Consider the following 14425-nt stretch of genomic DNA (forward strand, 5'->3'; position numbering starts at 1 on the left):
CAGCCCCTCCCCCTCCACACACCCCCCAAACCGGCTTTCCAACCCCCCAAGGCCCCCCCCCCCAAACAACCCCCTCCCCCTTCTCGCCCCCCCCCCCCCCCGCGGCCGCGCTCGAAGTCCAGCGGTTGGCTAGGCCGACAGTTCCCAGACGGCATACGCCAACGCGTCGCCGTTCCGGTCCAGCGCCGTGTCGTTGATGTTCGTCGACTTGTCGCAGGCGGCGTGGTAGCAGGCGTCGAACGCCTTGCCCGCCGTGCCGCCCCACTTGGCCGCCTGCGCGGCCGTCTTGATGTAGTCGGCGCCGCTGAACAGACCGCCGACGGGAATGCCCGCGCTCTTGAAGGGGGCGTGGTCGGAGCGGCCGTCGCCCTCGGTCTCGATCTCCGTGGGGACGCCGATGCCCGTGAAGTAGGTCTTGAAGGTCTTCTCGATGGCCGGGTCGTCGTCGTAGACGAAGTAACCGGGGTTCGGCGAGCCGATCATGTCGAAGTTCAGATAGCCGCTGATCCGCGAACGGTCGGTGGTGGCGAGGCTGTTGACGTAGTAGCGCGAGCCCACCATGCCCAGTTCCTCCGCGCCCCACCAGGCGAACCGGAGGTGCTTCGTGGGCTTGTAGTTGGCGCGGGACACGGCGAGCGCGGTCTCCAGGACCGCCGCGGAACCGGAGCCGTTGTCGTTGATGCCGGGGCCCGCCGTCACGCTGTCGAGGTGCGAGCCGGCCATGACGACCTTGCCGGTGTCGCCGCCGGGCCAGTCGGCGATCAGGTTGTAGCCGGTGCGGCCACCGGACGTGAACTGCTGGACGGTCGTGGTGAATCCGGCCGCGTCCAGCTTGGCCTTGACGTAGTCGAGGGAGGCCTTGTAGCCCGTGCGGCCGTGCGCGCGGTTGCCGCCGTTGGCGGTGGCGATGGACTGGAACTGGGCGAGGTGGGCCTTGACGTTGGCCACGGGGAGATCGGGCGCGGCGGCCGCTGCCACGGGGGCGGGGGCCGCCCCGGCTATGGATCCGCCGACGAGCAGCGTGGCGACCGCGGCGACCGCGGTCGCCTTGGCGCGCCCAGGAATGGAGAGCTTCATGGTGGGGGGCTCCGGATTCCATAGGGATCCCTCGGCGTGCCCATGAGCGGTTCATGGCGGCATCCGAGGGACTCCACAGTGAATGGGGTGCCTGGATGGTGAAGCTGAGACTGACCCGTCGTCAAGAGCGGTATTCGGTCAGGGGAGTTCGTATACCGGTCACCCCTTCATCCCCTTGCGTCCACCGGCCATCCCCTCGCCCCGGCGCGTCCGCTGGTCACACCCTCGCGCCCTGGCGCCGGTACGTTCCCTGGTCACACCCTCGCCCCCTCGCCCCCTCACCCCCGTGCGTCCACCGGTCGCCCACCCGCCTCCGCGGGAGCGGGAGACTCCCGTGCGTCGTACGCCGTCCGTGCCGCCGCGATCTCCTCGCGGTGCTCCTCGGTCCAGGTCACCAGGGTTCGGATGGTGGTGTGCAACGTGGCGCCGAGCGGGGTGAGTTCGTACTCCACGCGGGGCGGCACCACCGGGTGCACGGTTCGCTCCACCAGCCCGTCGCGCTCCAGCTGCCGCAGGGTGACGGTCAGCATCCGCTGGCTGATGCCGTCGATCTCCCGCCGCAGCTCCGTGAAGCGCAGCCGGCGCCGGTCGAGCAGGGCGATGACGAGCAGGGACCACTTGTCGCCCACCCGGTCGAGGATCTGCCGTACTTCGCAGTCCTCCCGGGTGTCCCACTGGAAGGGGTCCGTGTCGCCGTAGTCCACGGTGCTCTCGCAGTTACTCGGTGACTTTGAAGTGCCTTCTTCCATGCCTGCCGATGGTGCCGCAGGCTGGCGACGGTTACAAGAGGGAACCGACCCTCAGTCGCGTAACCGCCTTCCCCTGAAACGGAGTTCACCATGGGCGCAAGCATGGGCACCCGCACGGCCGACCCCCTGACCGCGCGAGCCTGGGCCCTGCTGCTCGTGCTGTGCGGAACGATCTTCCTGGAGGGCATCGACGTCGCCATGCTCGGTGTCGCGATCCCCACCATCAGAGCCGATCTCGATCTGTCCACGGGCACCGCGGCCTGGGTGATGAGCGCCTACGTCCTCGGTTACGCCGGCTTCACGCTGCTCGGCGGGCGCGCGGCGGATCTACTGGGCCGGCGCCGGATGTTCCTCATCTGGCTGACCGTCTTCCTCGCCTTCTCGGGGCTCGGCGGCTTCGCCACCGAAGGCTGGATGCTGCTCGTCGCCCGCTTCGTCACGGGTGTCTCCGCCGCGTTCATGACCCCGGCCGCGCTCTCCCTGATCACCACCTCGTACCCGGAAGGGCCGCAGCGCAACAGGGCGCTGCTGGTCTTCGCCGGCACGGCGGCCGGCGGCTTCTCCCTCGGTCTGGTGATCGGCGGCCTGCTCACCGAACTCGGCTGGCGCTGGGTGTTCTTCGCGCCGGTGCTGCTCGCGGGCGCCCTGCTGACGGCGGCGGTCCGGCTGATCCCGGCCCCGCGGGTGCCGGTGGCCCCCCGCGGCGCGGGCTTCGACATCCTGGGCGCGGTGACGGCCGCCGGAGCGATGCTGGTCGCCGCCTACGCGGTGATCCGGCTCGAACACGGCCTGCACGGCTGGCCGTTGACCGCGGCGGCGGTGCTCGCGGCCGGCCTGCTGGCCACCGCTTTCGTGTCCGTCGAACGCCGCAGTGCCGCGCCCCTGGTACGCCTGGGCATCCTCCGTACGGGCTCCGTCGTCCGGGCCGACCTCGGCGCGCTGCTCTTCGTGGGCGCCTTCTTCGGCTTCCAGTTCGTCGTCACGCTCTACCTTCAGGAGCTGCGCGGCTGGTCGTCGTTCCAGACCGCGATCGCTCTGCTGGTGATGGGCTGCGACGCGGTCCTGGCGCCCACCCTCACCCCGCGGCTGGTGGAGCGGTTCGGCAACGCCCGCGTCGTCCTCGGCGGGTTCGCCCTCGCCGTGGTGGCGTACGCGCTCTTCCTGCCGGTCGGCGCCGACTGGTCCTACGCCGCGATGTTCCCGACGCTGATCATCGCGGGCACCGCCTTCGCCCTGGCCTACGGGCCGTTGACGATCGCGGCGACCGACGGCGTCGTCGAGTCCGAGCAGGGGCTCGCCGGCGGTCTGCTGCACACGTCCACGCAGTTCGGCTCCGCGCTCGGCATCTCGGCGGTGACCGCGGTCTACGGCTTGGCGTCCACGGGATCGGGGCCGGCCGCCACGCTGTCCGCCTTCCGCGCGGCGCTGACCGTGCCGGTGGTGATGGTGTTCCTGGGGGCGTTGATCTCGGCCCTCAGCGTGCGGGCCGAGCGGCGTGCCGTGCGCAGTGCGTCGAAGGTGAGCAGCGACAGCGCGAGCCAGACCAGCGCGAACCCGGCCCAGCGCGCGGGCGGCATGGCCTCGTGGAAGTAGAGGATGCCGAGCAGGAACTGGAAGACCGGGGCCAGGTACTGCAGCAGCCCCAGCGTGGAGAGCGGGACCCGGATGGCGGCCGCGCCGAAGCAGACGAGGGGGAGTGCGGTCACGACGCCCGTCGACGCGAGCAGCGCCGCGTGTCCCGCGCCCTGCGTGGCGAACGTCGCGTCGCCGTGCGCGCCGAGCCACAGCAGATAGGCCAGCGCCGGCAGGAACTGGACCGCCGTCTCCGCGGCCAGTGACTCGATGCCGCCGAGGTTGACCTTCTTCTTCACCAGGCCGTACGTCCCGAAGGAGAAGGCGAGGCAGAGCGAGATCCACGGCGGACGTCCGTAGCCGATGGTGAGCACGATCACCGCGGCGAACGCGACGCCGACCGCGGCCCACTGTGCCGGCCGCATCCGTTCCTTGAGGACCAGGACGCCCAGCGCGATGGTGACCAGCGGATTGATGAAGTAGCCGAGGGAGGCCTCCACCACGTGGCCCGCGTTCACGGACCAGATGTAGACGCCCCAGTTGACGGTGATGACCGTCGCCGCGACCGTGACCAGGGCCAGTTTGCGCGGCTGCCGCAGCAACTCGCCCAGCCAGGCCCAGCGCCGCAGTACCACCAGCGCGACCCCCACCACGGCCAGTGACCACACCATCCGGTGGGCGAGGATCTCGATCGCCCCGGCGGGCTTCAGCAGGGGCCAGAAGAGGGGGACGAGCCCCCACATGCCGTACGCGGCGAAACCGTTCAGCAGGCCTGTCCGCTGCTCGCCCTTCGACTGCCCGGCCACCGGCACCTCCCTGTTGCGCGCGGCTGCCTCCGTGCAGCCTCCCCGAAGGTAGCGCCGAGCGCCCCCGCCTGTCATGCCCGTATCGCCATACGGTCATGACAGGCGGGGAGGGGCGAGGGGTCGGGGCGCTGCGGTGCATCCGGCCCCGGGCCGGTCGTTCGCTCCGGTCAGGTGGTCTTGAGCGCCGCCGTGACCGCGTCCGCGAGCGGTGTGGTGGGGCGCCCGGTCAGCCGGGCCAGATCGCCGTCGGTACGGTCGAGCAGCCCGCGCTCGATGGCGTCGTCCACGTCGACCAGGAGGGCGGCGAACGGCTCGGGCAGTCCGGCGCCGGTCAGAATGCCCCGGAGCACCTCGGCGGGCACGTTGTTGTACGCGATCTCCCTGCCGGTCTGCCCGCTCAGCTCGGCCGCGTACTCCGCGAAGCTCCACGCGATGTCACCGCTCAGCTCGTACACCTTGTTCTCGTGCCCCTCGCCGGTCAGTACGGCGACGGCGGCGGCCGCGTAGTCGGCGCGCGCGGCCGAGGCGACCCGGCCGGCACCGGCGCTCTGCACGACGGCGCCGTGCTCCAGGACGGGGGCGAGGTTCTCGGTGTAGTTCTCGTGGTACCAGCCGTTGCGCAGGAACGTGTACGGCAGTCCGGAGTCGAGGATCGCCTGCTCGGTCACCTTGTGCTCGGCGGCCAGCAGGAAGTCGGCGTCCGGACCGCCCAGGATGCCGGTGTACGCCAGCAGCGCGACACCCGCCTCCTTCGCGGCGTCGATCACGGCCCGGTGCTGCGGGACACGCTGCCCGACCTCGCTGCCGGAGATCAGCAGCGCCTTGTCACCCGCGGCGAAGACGCCTTCGAGGGTCTCGGGCGCGCTGTAGTCGGCCACCCGCAGCTCGACACCGCGGGCGGCCAGGCCGGCGGCCTTCTCCTTGTCGCGGACGACGGCCACGACGTCGGCGGCCGGGACCTTCTCCAGCAGTCCGTCGATGACAAGCCGGCCGAGGTGGCCGGTGGCTCCGGTGACGACGATGCTCATGCGGAAACAACTCCTTGTGGGGTGGGTTCGACACTCACCCTAGGAGCTGCACTAACTTATGGAAAGTACCCACTTTGAAGTAAGGTACTGGCATGGCCGTAAGTAACTGGAAGGCGGACGGCGAGGCGATGTGCCCGTACCGCCTGGTCCTCGAACATGTCACCAGCCGCTGGGGCGTCCTGGTCCTGATCGCGCTGAAGGAGCGTCCGTACCGCTTCAGCGAGCTGCGCCGCGCCATCGGCCGGGTCAGCGAGAAGATGCTCACCCAGACCCTGCAGACGCTGGAGCGCGACGGTCTCGTGCACCGGGACGCGCATCCCGTCATCCCCCCGCGCGTCGACTACTCGCTCACCGATCTGGGCCGCGAGGCCGCCGAGCAGGTGGCCGCCCTGGCGGGCTGGACCGAGCACCGGATGGACGCGGTCCTCGAAGCCCGCGAGACCTACGACAGGTCCCGGACGCAGGACCGGCCGCCCCGCGCCCAGGCAGCCGAGAAGGCCCGGACCTGAGGGTCCGGGCCTCGTGGGACGTACGGCAGAACGCCGTCAGCCGACGACCGTCCAGGTGTCCCCGCCGGCCAGCAGCGCCGACAGGTCGCCCTTGCCGTTCTGCTCGATGGCCGCGTCCAGCTGGTCGGACATCTGCGTGTCGTAGACCGCCCGGTCCACGGACCGGAAGACGCCGATCGGGGTGTGGTGCAGCGTGTCCGGGTCGGCCAGGCGGGAGAGCGCGAACGCCGTGGTCGGCGACGGGGAGTGCGCGTCGTGGACCAGGATCAGCGACTCGTTCTCGGGCGTGACGGTGACGACTCGGAGGTCGCCGGTCAGCTGGTCCCGGACCACGCCCTTGGCGTTGTCGGTGCCGAAGCGGATCGGCTTGCCGTGCTCCAGGCGGATGACGGCTTCCTCGGCCTGCTGCTTGTCCTTGAGGACCTCGAAGGCGCCGTCGTTGAAGATGTTGCAGTTCTGGTAGATCTCCACCAGCGCCGTGCCGGGGTGGGCGGCGGCCTGGCGCAGCACCTCGGTCAGGTGCTTGCGGTCGGAGTCGACGGTCCGCGCCACGAAGGACGCCTCGGCGCCGATCGCCAGGGAGACCGGGTTGAAGGGCGCGTCGAGTGAACCCATCGGCGTCGACTTGGTGATCTTGCCGACCTCGGAGGTGGGCGAGTACTGCCCCTTGGTCAGCCCGTAGATCCGGTTGTTGAAGAGCAGGATCTTGAGGTTCACGTTCCGGCGCAGCGCGTGGATGAGGTGGTTGCCGCCGATGGACAGCGCGTCGCCGTCCCCGGTCACCACCCACACGCTCAAGTCCCGCCGGGAGGACGCCAGTCCGGTGGCGATGGCGGGGGCGCGGCCGTGGATGGAGTGCATCCCGTACGTGTTCATGTAGTACGGGAAGCGGGACGAGCAGCCGATGCCCGAGACGAAGACGATGTTCTCCTTCGCGAGACCCAGCTCGGGCATGAAGCCCTGCACCGCCGCGAGGATCGCGTAGTCACCGCAGCCGGGGCACCAGCGCACTTCCTGATCGGACTTGAAGTCCTTCATGGACTGTCTGGCCTCGGCCTTGGGCACGAGGGAAAGCGCCTCGATCGTGCCCGCGCCTTCCGTGGTCGTCTCAGCCATCGATGGCCTCCTTGAGAGCCGTGGCGAGCTGCTCCGCCTTGAACGGCATTCCGTTGACCTGGTTGTACGAGTGGGCGTCCACCAGGTATTTCGCACGGATGAGCGTGGCGAGCTGACCGAGGTTCATCTCGGGGATCACCACCTTGTCGTAACGCCCCAGCACGGCCCCCAGATTCCGTGGGAAGGGGTTGAGATGGCGCAGATGGGCCTGGGCGATGGATTCGCCGGCGGCGCGCAGCCGGCGTACGGCGGCGGTGATGGGGCCGTAGGTGGAACCCCAGCCCAGGACAAGGGTGTTGGCGGTTCCGGAGGGGTCGTCGGCTTCGATGTCCGGGACGTCGATGCCGTCGATCTTCGCCTGCCGGGTGCGGACCATGAAGTCGTGGTTGGCGGGGTCGTAGGAGATGTTGCCCGACCCGTCCTGCTTCTCGATGCCGCCGATGCGGTGTTCGAGGCCGGGTGTGCCGGGGACGGCCCACGGGCGGGCGAGGGTCCCCGGGTCGCGTTTGTACGGCCAGAAGACTTCGGTGCCGTCGTCCAGGGTGTGGTTGGGGCCCTGGGTGAACTGCACGCGCAGGTCCGGGAGTTCGTCGGTGTCCGGGATCCGCCAGGGCTCGCTGCCGTTGGCGAGGTAGCCGTCGGACAGCAGCAGGACGGGGGTGCGGTAGGCGAGGGCGATACGGGCCGCTTCGAGAGCGGCGTCGAAGCAGTCGCCGGGGGTGCACGGCGCCACGATCGGGACCGGGGCCTCGCCGTTGCGGCCGTACATCGCCTGGAGCAGGTCGGCCTGTTCGGTCTTGGTGGGCAGACCGGTCGACGGGCCGCCGCGCTGGATGTCGATGACCAGCAACGGCAGTTCGAGCGAGACGGCAAGACCGATCGTCTCGGACTTCAGCGCCACACCAGGGCCGGACGTGGTCGTCACTCCCAGCGAGCCCCCGAAGGCCGCGCCGAGCGCTGCTCCGATGCCCGCGATCTCGTCCTCGGCCTGGAAGGTGCGTACGCCGAAGTTCTTGTGCCGGCTCAGCTCGTGCAGGATGTCGGAGGCCGGCGTGATCGGGTACGAGCCGAGGTACAGCGGCAGATCGGCCTGGCGGCTCGCCGCGATCAGGCCGTACGACAGCGCCAGGTTCCCGGAGATGTTCCGGTACGTGCCCGGCGGGAACGCCTGCGCGGCCGGGGCCACCTCGTAACTGACCGCGAAGTCCTCGGTCGTCTCGCCGAAGTTCCAGCCGGCCCGGAACGCGGCGAGGTTGGCGGCCGCGATGTCCGGCTTTTTGGCGAACTTGGCGGCGAGGAACTTCTCGGTGCCCTCGGTCGGCCGGTGGTACATCCAGCTCAGCAGGCCCAGCGCGAACATGTTCTTCGATCGCTCGGCCTCCTTGCGGGAGAGGTCGAACTCCTTGAGCGCCTCGACGGTGAGCGCCGTCAGCGGGACGGGGTGGACGCTGTAGCCGTCCAGGGAGCCGTCCTCCAGCGGATTCGCGGCATAGCCGACCTTGGCCATCGCCCGTTTGGTGAACTCGTCCGTGTTGACGATGATCTCCGCGCCGCGCGGCACGTCGGCGATGTTCGCCTTCAGCGCGGCCGGGTTCATGGCGACCAGCACGTTCGGTGCGTCCCCGGGCGTGAGGATGTCGTGGTCGGCGAAGTGCAGCTGGAACGACGAGACACCCGGCAGCGTGCCTGCGGGGGCGCGGATCTCGGCGGGGAAGTTCGGCAGGGTCGAGAGGTCGTTTCCGAAGGATGCCGTCTCGGAGGTGAAGCGGTCACCGGTGAGCTGCATACCGTCACCGGAGTCCCCCGCGAACCGGATGATCACCCGGTCGAGGCGCCTCACGTCCTTCGCGCCCGCCGGTTTGCGCTGCTCTCCTACGACGGCTCCGTCGGCCTGTTCCGCTGGACTGCTGACCTGGCTGGTCACTGAACTGGACCTCCTTCGAGGCGGCTGTCGGGGAGCGGGCGTCCCGCCGACCTCCCCAGGATCAAGCCTACGTCGGTAAGGGTCGCCTTCCTTCGGCCGTTCGCATGATGGATGCCGATATGAGAAGGCTGTACGGGCTGATTCGCCATGATGTGCTCGCCCCCCGGCGCTTTCCGGGAAGACGCTCCCGGTTCATCCTTCGGTTTCGTGCGCGACGCGTGGCGCGGGCGTCCGCACAGATAACGGGACACCCGCAGCCTCGATGCGCACTCGACAACTGACACAGTGTCAGGTACTCACGAATTGAGGTAGGTGAGGACCGCGAGAACACGCCGGTGATCTCCGTCGCTCGGGGAGAGCCCGAGCTTCAGGAAGATGTTGCTGACGTGCTTCTCGACGGCGCCGTCACTGACCACCAGCTGCCGTGCGATCGCCGAGTTCGTCCGCCCCTCCGCCATCAGCCCGAGGACCTCGCGCTCACGCGGGGTGAGCCCCGCGAGAACGTCCTGCTTGCGGCTGCGCCCGAGCAGCTGCGCCACCACTTCCGGGTCCAGCGCGGTACCCCCCTGAGCCACCCGCACGACGGCGTCCACGAACTCGCGCACCTCGGCCACCCGGTCCTTGAGCAGATAGCCGACGCCACGGCTGGAACCGGCCAGCAGTTCGGTGGCGTACTGCTCCTCCACGTACTGCGACAGCACCAGCACACCGAGTCCGGGATGCGCCTTGCGCAGCTGCACCGCGGCCCTGACCCCCTCGTCGGTGTGCGTCGGCGGCATGCGTACGTCGGCCACGACCACGTCCGGCAGCTCGCCCTGGCCCGCCAGCCCCGTGATGGTCTTGATCAGTGCCTCGCCGTCGCCGACACCGGCCACGACGTCATGTCCTCGGTCGGTCAGCAACCGGGTCAGGCCCTCTCTCAGCAGCACTGAATCCTCGGCAATGACCACCCGCACCCTGTCCTCCACGATCTTCGGCCCCCCACAGCCCCGTTCCGGCGTGCGCCGGTTCTCCGGCCCCAGCATTCCAGCATCGGGAGCCGGCCGCGCCCGGGTGACGTGAATGGGCCCGGGAACAGCGTCCGAGGCCGCCCGGTTCCGGCCGCCGATCCGGACGAAACGGACCGCATGCGGGCAGCCCGGGGGGCGGGCCGTCCATTGGCACCTGAAATTCCGGTGCTCCCCGGTATGGGTCTCCCGGGGAGCACCGGAGCGCAGCTCACAGATCGCAGCTCACAGTTCACGGTTCGCGAGCCGCGGTTCACGGCGTGCAGTTCACGGCGTGCAGTTCACGAGTCACCCGCGCGTGGCCCGGTGTGTCATCCCCGCCATGGCAGTTCCGCCGTGATGCGGGTCGGTCCGGCCGTGGGGGAGTCGACCACCAGGATCCCGTCCACCGCGTCGAGCCGCTCCGCGAGCCCCGCGAGACCGGAGCCGCCGGACACCGAGGCCCCGCCCATCCCGTTGTCCGTGACCTGAAGCATCAGCCGGTTCTCGACCCGCCACACATCGACCGTGGCGCGTGTCGCGCGTGAGTGCTTGCTGATGTTCTGCAGCAGCTCCGACACCGTGAAGTAGGCGATCCCCTCGATCGCGGGCGCCGGCCGGGACGGCAGATCCACCTCCACCTGCACCGGCACCGTGCAGCGCGACGCGACCGCGGACAGGGCGGCGTCGAGGCCCCGGTCCGTCAGCACCGCCGGGTGGATCCCGCGCGCCAGATCCCGCAGCTCCTGAAGCGCCGTCTTCACCTCGCCGTGCGCCTCGTCCACCATCCGCGCCGCCTCCTGCGGATCCTCCGACAGCTTCTCCTTGGCCAGCCCGAGGCCCATCGCGAGGTTGACCAGCCGGGCCTGCGCACCGTCGTGCAGATCCCGCTCGATACGCCGCAGGTCGGCGGCCGCCGTGTCCACGACCACCCCGCGGTCCGACTCCAGCTCGACCACCCGGGTCGCGAGCGTCGACGGACCCAGCAGCCCGTGCACCATCAGCCGGTCCACCGTCGTCAGCGCCCGCACGATCCACGGCGTGGCCATCGTGAACAGCAGCCCCACCATCGCGGTGACCGCGATCTCGAAGGGGTTGTCGAGATAGATGCGGTGCGCCTCGTCGCCGTAGAGCTGAATGCCGCCCTGCCCGCCGTACATCGGGAAGAGCCAGAACCACAGCGGATACGTCAGCATCGCCCAGCCGTACGCCCAGAAGGTCACCGCCACCGAGAAGGCGAAGACGGCCCACGGCAGCTGCAGCACCGCGTACAGCAGGTGGCGCCAGGACGTGCCGCTCTTGAGCGTCGCCCCCATCCACGCCATCGCCCCGTGGCCCTTCCGGCGCAGCGGCTCCGGCTCGGGGACGTCGAGGCCGAGCAGCCCCCGCGCCCGCGCCCGCTCCAGCGTGCCGAAGCCCCGGCACCCCGCCAGGGCCGCCGCGAGCACCGGGACCCCCAGGAACGTGACCAGCAGGCCCGCGCCCAGCGACACCATGGTGACCGCGTAGGTGAAGGTGACGATGCTGATCGGCAGGCTCAGCATCAGATAGCCGAGCTCCCGCCAGCTGCGCGCCTCGATCGGCGCCCGCAGCGCGGCCGGCAGCCGGTGCCGCCGCTCCCCGGCACCCGCCCCGTGGAATCCGGGCTCGGTCTGCCGCCCGTACCCCTGTCCGTACTCCGTGGCCATCGGCGTCGTCCGTTTCTCTTCGTCCGGCTCTGCTCATCCGGAGGTCGGCTCTCGTATCTCCACCCTGCGCGCCCGGCGCCCCGCGGACCATGGAGTCCATCGGCGTCTTCGACCGGGGGTTTTCCCTACCTCCGCTTCGCCGGGCGCGGTTCGGGGCCTGGGTGTCGTGCGGGTGCGGGTGCGGTTTGGGTCCTCGGTCCCGGGCGGGCGTGGGTGCGGGTGCGGGTGCGGTTCAGCAGGGGGTCGTCCGCCGCGCCAAAGCCGGTGCGGGCGGCGGCAGTTGGGGGGATCGTGCCCTCGCGATGGCTGCTCCGGAGGGCGCGGCCGTCGCGGCTACCGCTGGCCCCGCCGTTCCTCCCCGGGCTGCCGGTCGCGCCACGGCAGTTCCGCCGTGATCGTGGTCGGCCCGCCCACCGGCGAGTCGATGACGAACAGTCCGTCGACCGCGCCCAGGCGGTCCGCGAGGCCCGCCATCCCCGTACCGCCGTCGAGAGCGGCCCCGCCGCGACCGTCGTCCCAGACCTGGATGAGCAGCCGCTGGTCCGTCCGCCACACCTCGACCGACGCCGAACGCGCCCCACTGTGCTTGCTCACGTTCTGCAGCAGCTCGGAGACGGTGAAGTACGCGATGCCCTCGATGGCCGCCGCAGGCCGCGTGTCCAGATCGGCCGTCACCTTCACCGGCACCGTGCAGCGGGAGGCGATCGCGGACAGGGCGGCGTCGAGACCGCGGTCCGTCAGCACCGCCGGGTGGATGCCGCGGGCCAGGTCACGCAGTTCCTGCAGCGCGAGCTTCACCTCGCCGTGCGCCTCCTCGACCATCACCGCGACGGTGTCGTCGGCCTGGCCCTCCAGCAGCTTCTCCTTGGCCAGGCCGAGGCCCATCGCGAGGTTGACCAGCCGGGCCTGTGCCCCGTCGTGCAGATCCCGCTCGATGCGCCGCAGGTCGGCCGCGGCCGTGTCGACCACCACCCCGCGGTCCGACTCCAGCTCGGCGATGCGCCGCTCCAACTCGTCCGAGGGGGACAGCAGCCCGCGCACCATCGCCCGGTCCGCGTTCGTCAGCCCGCGCGCGATGAACGGCAGCACCGGCCACAGCACGAAGAAGGAGACCAACGTGATCGTGAACGTCGCGATGCCCCAGGGCAGCCGGATGAACTCGTACAGCGTCGTCCGCCAGCCCACCGGGTCCTTCAGCGTCGACCAGAGCCAGCCGAAGAAACCGGTCCTGCGCACCGGCAGCGGACTCGGCTCGTCGATCCGTACGCCCAACAGCTTGCGCGCCCGCGCCCGCTCGGCCTTGCCCAGCAGCCGCGCGCCCATCAGCCCGCCCGCCAGGAGCGGCAGCCCGATGACCGTCACCGAGAGCCCGGCACCCGTGGCCATCAGCGTCACGACGTACACGAAGCCGATGATCGCGACCGGCAGATTGGCGAGGAGATGCGCGATCTCCTTCCAGGTCTGCCGGTCCAGGGCGAGGCGCGCGGGCGGCAGCCGCTCGCTGTCGGACGTCCCGTCCGAAGGGCCAGTGATCGTCATGCGTTCGGTCATATCCGCCAGCGTGCCCGTCGGCGCGCTCCCGCGCCATGAGGTGGGCCGCCCGGATCCCCTGGGGAAAACCCCACCCCGAGCGGTTCCCGGAACCGAACCCGCCGCGTTCCCCGAGGCAGGCCGGGCCGGCCCCCGCGGCTCGTCGTCGTGCGGTACGGCCCGGCCCCCCCGCCCGTGCCGAGGCGTGACGGGCTGCTTACCGTTTCTTTAGCAGGCCCTAGACTCCCGTGCGTACAGATCGTCGAAGACGAGGTTCTTGAGGACCACGAGGTCAGAGAGCGAGGGGCGGACGTGCCGGAACCGACCGTTGTCGCGCAGACCGGGACCGTGGACACCGGGGCCACCGGGGCCGTGGTCGCTGTGGACTACTTCCAGTCGTATTCCGTCGTCGGACTGCTCGCCCTGGTCGGCGTGCTCTTCGTCGCCGTCGCCTTCGGCGCCGGACGCCTGCTGCGCCCCGTCGTCCCGACGCCCGAGAAACTGCTCACCTACGAGTGCGGCGTCGACCCCGTGGGCGAGGGCTGGGCCCACACCCAGGTCCGCTACTACGTCTACGCGTTTCTGTACGTGATCTTCGCGGTGGACTCGATCTTCCTGTTCCCGTGGGCGACCGTCTTCGCCCGGGCCGGCTACGGCGCGACGACGCTCGTGGAGATGTTCATCTTCCTCGGCTTCCTGACCGTGGGCCTGCTGTACGCATACAAGAAGGGCGTCCTCACATGGACGTGACCCCGGAGCCGGCCCGGCAGCCGGTGCCGCTTCCCGAGCCGAAGCGGCTGGGCGTGCTCAGCCGCCTGGCCCCCGAGCCGATGAAGGTGGTCCTCAACTGGGGCCGCCGCTACAGCCTCTGGGTCTTCAACTTCGGTCTCGCCTGCTGCGCGATCGAGTTCATCGCCGCGTCGATGGCCCGGCACGACTTCATTCGCCTCGGTGTCATCCCCTTCGCGCCCGGTCCGCGCCAGGCCGACCTGATGGTCGTCTCCGGCACGGTCACGGACAAGATGGCCCCGGCCGTGAAGCGCCTGTACGAGCAGATGCCCGAGCCCAAGTACGTCATCTCCTTCGGCGCCTGCTCCAACTGCGGCGGCCCGTACTGGGATTCCTACTCCGTGACCAAGGGCGTCGACCAGATCATCCCGGTCGACGTCTATGTACCGGGCTGCCCGCCCCGCCCGGAAGCCCTGCTCCAGGGGATCCTGAAGCTCCAGGAGAAGATCGCCCGCGAGTCGCTGAGCGAGCGCTACGGGTCGGACCGGCCCTCCGTCGCCGCGCTCCAGAGCGACCTGGTGCGGCCGCCGGTGCCGGGGGCGACGGCTTTGGGGGCGGGGGCGCCGGCTCCGGGGTCGGGTTCGGGTTCGGTGTCGGACTCGGTGTCGGGTTCGGGTGTGGGGTCGGGTCCGGTGTCGGGTTCGGCTGCGG

Annotated in this window: 11 protein-coding genes and 2 pseudogenes; 4 read left to right on the forward strand and 9 right to left on the reverse strand. The window is 70.4% G+C overall.

Going from position 1 to position 14425, the window contains the following annotated elements; translation table 11 throughout:
- Positions 1 to 129 precede the first annotated feature (129 nt).
- Together ACFWM2_RS22145 and ACFWM2_RS22150 are read right to left on the reverse strand one after the other, a co-directional pair.
- A complete protein-coding gene (locus ACFWM2_RS22145) occupies positions 130 to 1077 on the reverse strand; it encodes a M28 family metallopeptidase (RefSeq protein WP_383282439.1) in 948 nt (315 codons plus the stop codon).
- 278 nt (positions 1078 to 1355) lie between these two features.
- Positions 1356 to 1826, reverse strand: a complete 471-nt coding sequence (locus ACFWM2_RS22150) for a winged helix-turn-helix transcriptional regulator (protein WP_383282442.1) — start codon at positions 1824 to 1826, stop codon at positions 1356 to 1358.
- A gap of 198 nt (positions 1827 to 2024) precedes the next feature.
- Here ACFWM2_RS22150 and ACFWM2_RS22155 point away from each other — a divergent pair.
- Positions 2025 to 3110, forward strand: a pseudogene (locus ACFWM2_RS22155) (MFS transporter); the annotation flags it as partial.
- Positions 3111 to 3190: 80 nt separating this feature from the next.
- Here the strand turns inward: ACFWM2_RS22155 and rarD are convergent.
- Both rarD and ACFWM2_RS22165 read right to left on the reverse strand, forming a co-directional pair.
- Positions 3191 to 4204: an EamA family transporter RarD gene (gene rarD, locus ACFWM2_RS22160; RefSeq protein ID WP_383282445.1), complete on the reverse strand. Its 1014-nt coding sequence runs from the start codon at positions 4202 to 4204 to the stop codon at positions 3191 to 3193.
- A gap of 167 nt (positions 4205 to 4371) precedes the next feature.
- Positions 4372 to 5232 (reverse strand): SDR family oxidoreductase, encoded by an 861-nt coding sequence (locus ACFWM2_RS22165; protein WP_383282448.1) that lies wholly within the window; start codon positions 5230 to 5232, stop codon positions 4372 to 4374.
- 92 nt (positions 5233 to 5324) lie between these two features.
- Here ACFWM2_RS22165 and ACFWM2_RS22170 point away from each other — a divergent pair, with 92 nt between their 5' ends.
- Complete coding sequence (locus tag ACFWM2_RS22170; RefSeq protein WP_383282451.1) at positions 5325 to 5741, forward strand: winged helix-turn-helix transcriptional regulator; 417 nt, start codon at positions 5325 to 5327, stop codon at positions 5739 to 5741.
- 36 nt (positions 5742 to 5777) lie between these two features.
- Here ACFWM2_RS22170 and ACFWM2_RS22175 read toward each other — a convergent pair whose 3' ends face one another.
- The 5 genes from ACFWM2_RS22175 to ACFWM2_RS22195 form a co-directional block, all read right to left on the reverse strand.
- The gene (locus ACFWM2_RS22175) at positions 5778 to 6857 is read right to left on the reverse strand and encodes a 2-oxoacid:ferredoxin oxidoreductase subunit beta (RefSeq protein ID WP_383282454.1); all 1080 of its coding nucleotides are present in this window, start codon (positions 6855 to 6857) and stop codon (positions 5778 to 5780) included.
- Positions 6850 to 8781: a 2-oxoacid:acceptor oxidoreductase subunit alpha gene (locus tag ACFWM2_RS22180; protein ID WP_383282457.1), complete on the reverse strand. Its 1932-nt coding sequence runs from the start codon at positions 8779 to 8781 to the stop codon at positions 6850 to 6852. The genes ACFWM2_RS22175 and ACFWM2_RS22180 overlap by 8 nt, the downstream gene beginning before the upstream one ends.
- Before the next feature lie 296 nt (positions 8782 to 9077).
- On the reverse strand, positions 9078 to 9737 hold the full coding sequence (locus ACFWM2_RS22185; protein ID WP_383282460.1) for a LuxR C-terminal-related transcriptional regulator: 660 nt from the start codon (positions 9735 to 9737) through the stop codon (positions 9078 to 9080).
- A 362-nt stretch (positions 9738 to 10099) separates the two neighbouring features.
- On the reverse strand, positions 10100 to 11455 hold the full coding sequence (locus tag ACFWM2_RS22190) for a sensor histidine kinase (RefSeq protein WP_383282463.1): 1356 nt from the start codon (positions 11453 to 11455) through the stop codon (positions 10100 to 10102).
- 333 nt (positions 11456 to 11788) lie between these two features.
- On the reverse strand, positions 11789 to 13006 hold the full coding sequence (locus ACFWM2_RS22195) for a sensor histidine kinase (protein ID WP_383282466.1): 1218 nt from the start codon (positions 13004 to 13006) through the stop codon (positions 11789 to 11791).
- Positions 13007 to 13297: 291 nt separating this feature from the next.
- Here ACFWM2_RS22195 and ACFWM2_RS22200 point away from each other — a divergent pair, with 291 nt between their 5' ends.
- Both ACFWM2_RS22200 and ACFWM2_RS22205 read left to right on the forward strand, forming a co-directional pair.
- Entirely contained in the window at positions 13298 to 13735 is a 438-nt protein-coding gene (locus ACFWM2_RS22200) for an NADH-quinone oxidoreductase subunit A (protein WP_383282469.1), read from the forward strand.
- Positions 13726 to 14364: pseudogene (locus ACFWM2_RS22205) on the forward strand (NADH-quinone oxidoreductase subunit B); the annotation flags it as partial. The gene ACFWM2_RS22200 and the pseudogene ACFWM2_RS22205, both read left to right, overlap by 10 nt.
- Between the last annotated feature and the right edge of the window lie 61 nt (positions 14365 to 14425).

Origin of the sequence: Streptomyces sp. NPDC058371 (assembly GCF_042723265.1) — a bacterium.
Classification (GTDB): Bacteria; Actinomycetota; Actinomycetes; order Streptomycetales; family Streptomycetaceae; genus Streptomyces.

Excerpts from the sequence above, each read along its gene's own strand:
- ACFWM2_RS22170 (WP_383282451.1), top strand. The coding sequence starts at position 5,325 with ATGGCCGTAAGTAACTGGAAGGCGGACGGCGAGGCGATGTGCCCGTAC.
- ACFWM2_RS22195 (WP_383282466.1), bottom strand. The coding sequence starts at position 13,006 with ATGACCGAACGCATGACGATCACTGGCCCTTCGGACGGGACGTCCGAC.
- ACFWM2_RS22145 (WP_383282439.1), bottom strand. The coding sequence starts at position 1,077 with ATGAAGCTCTCCATTCCTGGGCGCGCCAAGGCGACCGCGGTCGCCGCG.
- ACFWM2_RS22150 (WP_383282442.1), bottom strand. The coding sequence starts at position 1,826 with ATGGAAGAAGGCACTTCAAAGTCACCGAGTAACTGCGAGAGCACCGTG.
- ACFWM2_RS22190 (WP_383282463.1), bottom strand. The coding sequence starts at position 11,455 with ATGGCCACGGAGTACGGACAGGGGTACGGGCGGCAGACCGAGCCCGGA.
- ACFWM2_RS22165 (WP_383282448.1), bottom strand. The coding sequence starts at position 5,232 with ATGAGCATCGTCGTCACCGGAGCCACCGGCCACCTCGGCCGGCTTGTC.
- ACFWM2_RS22175 (WP_383282454.1), bottom strand. The coding sequence starts at position 6,857 with ATGGCTGAGACGACCACGGAAGGCGCGGGCACGATCGAGGCGCTTTCC.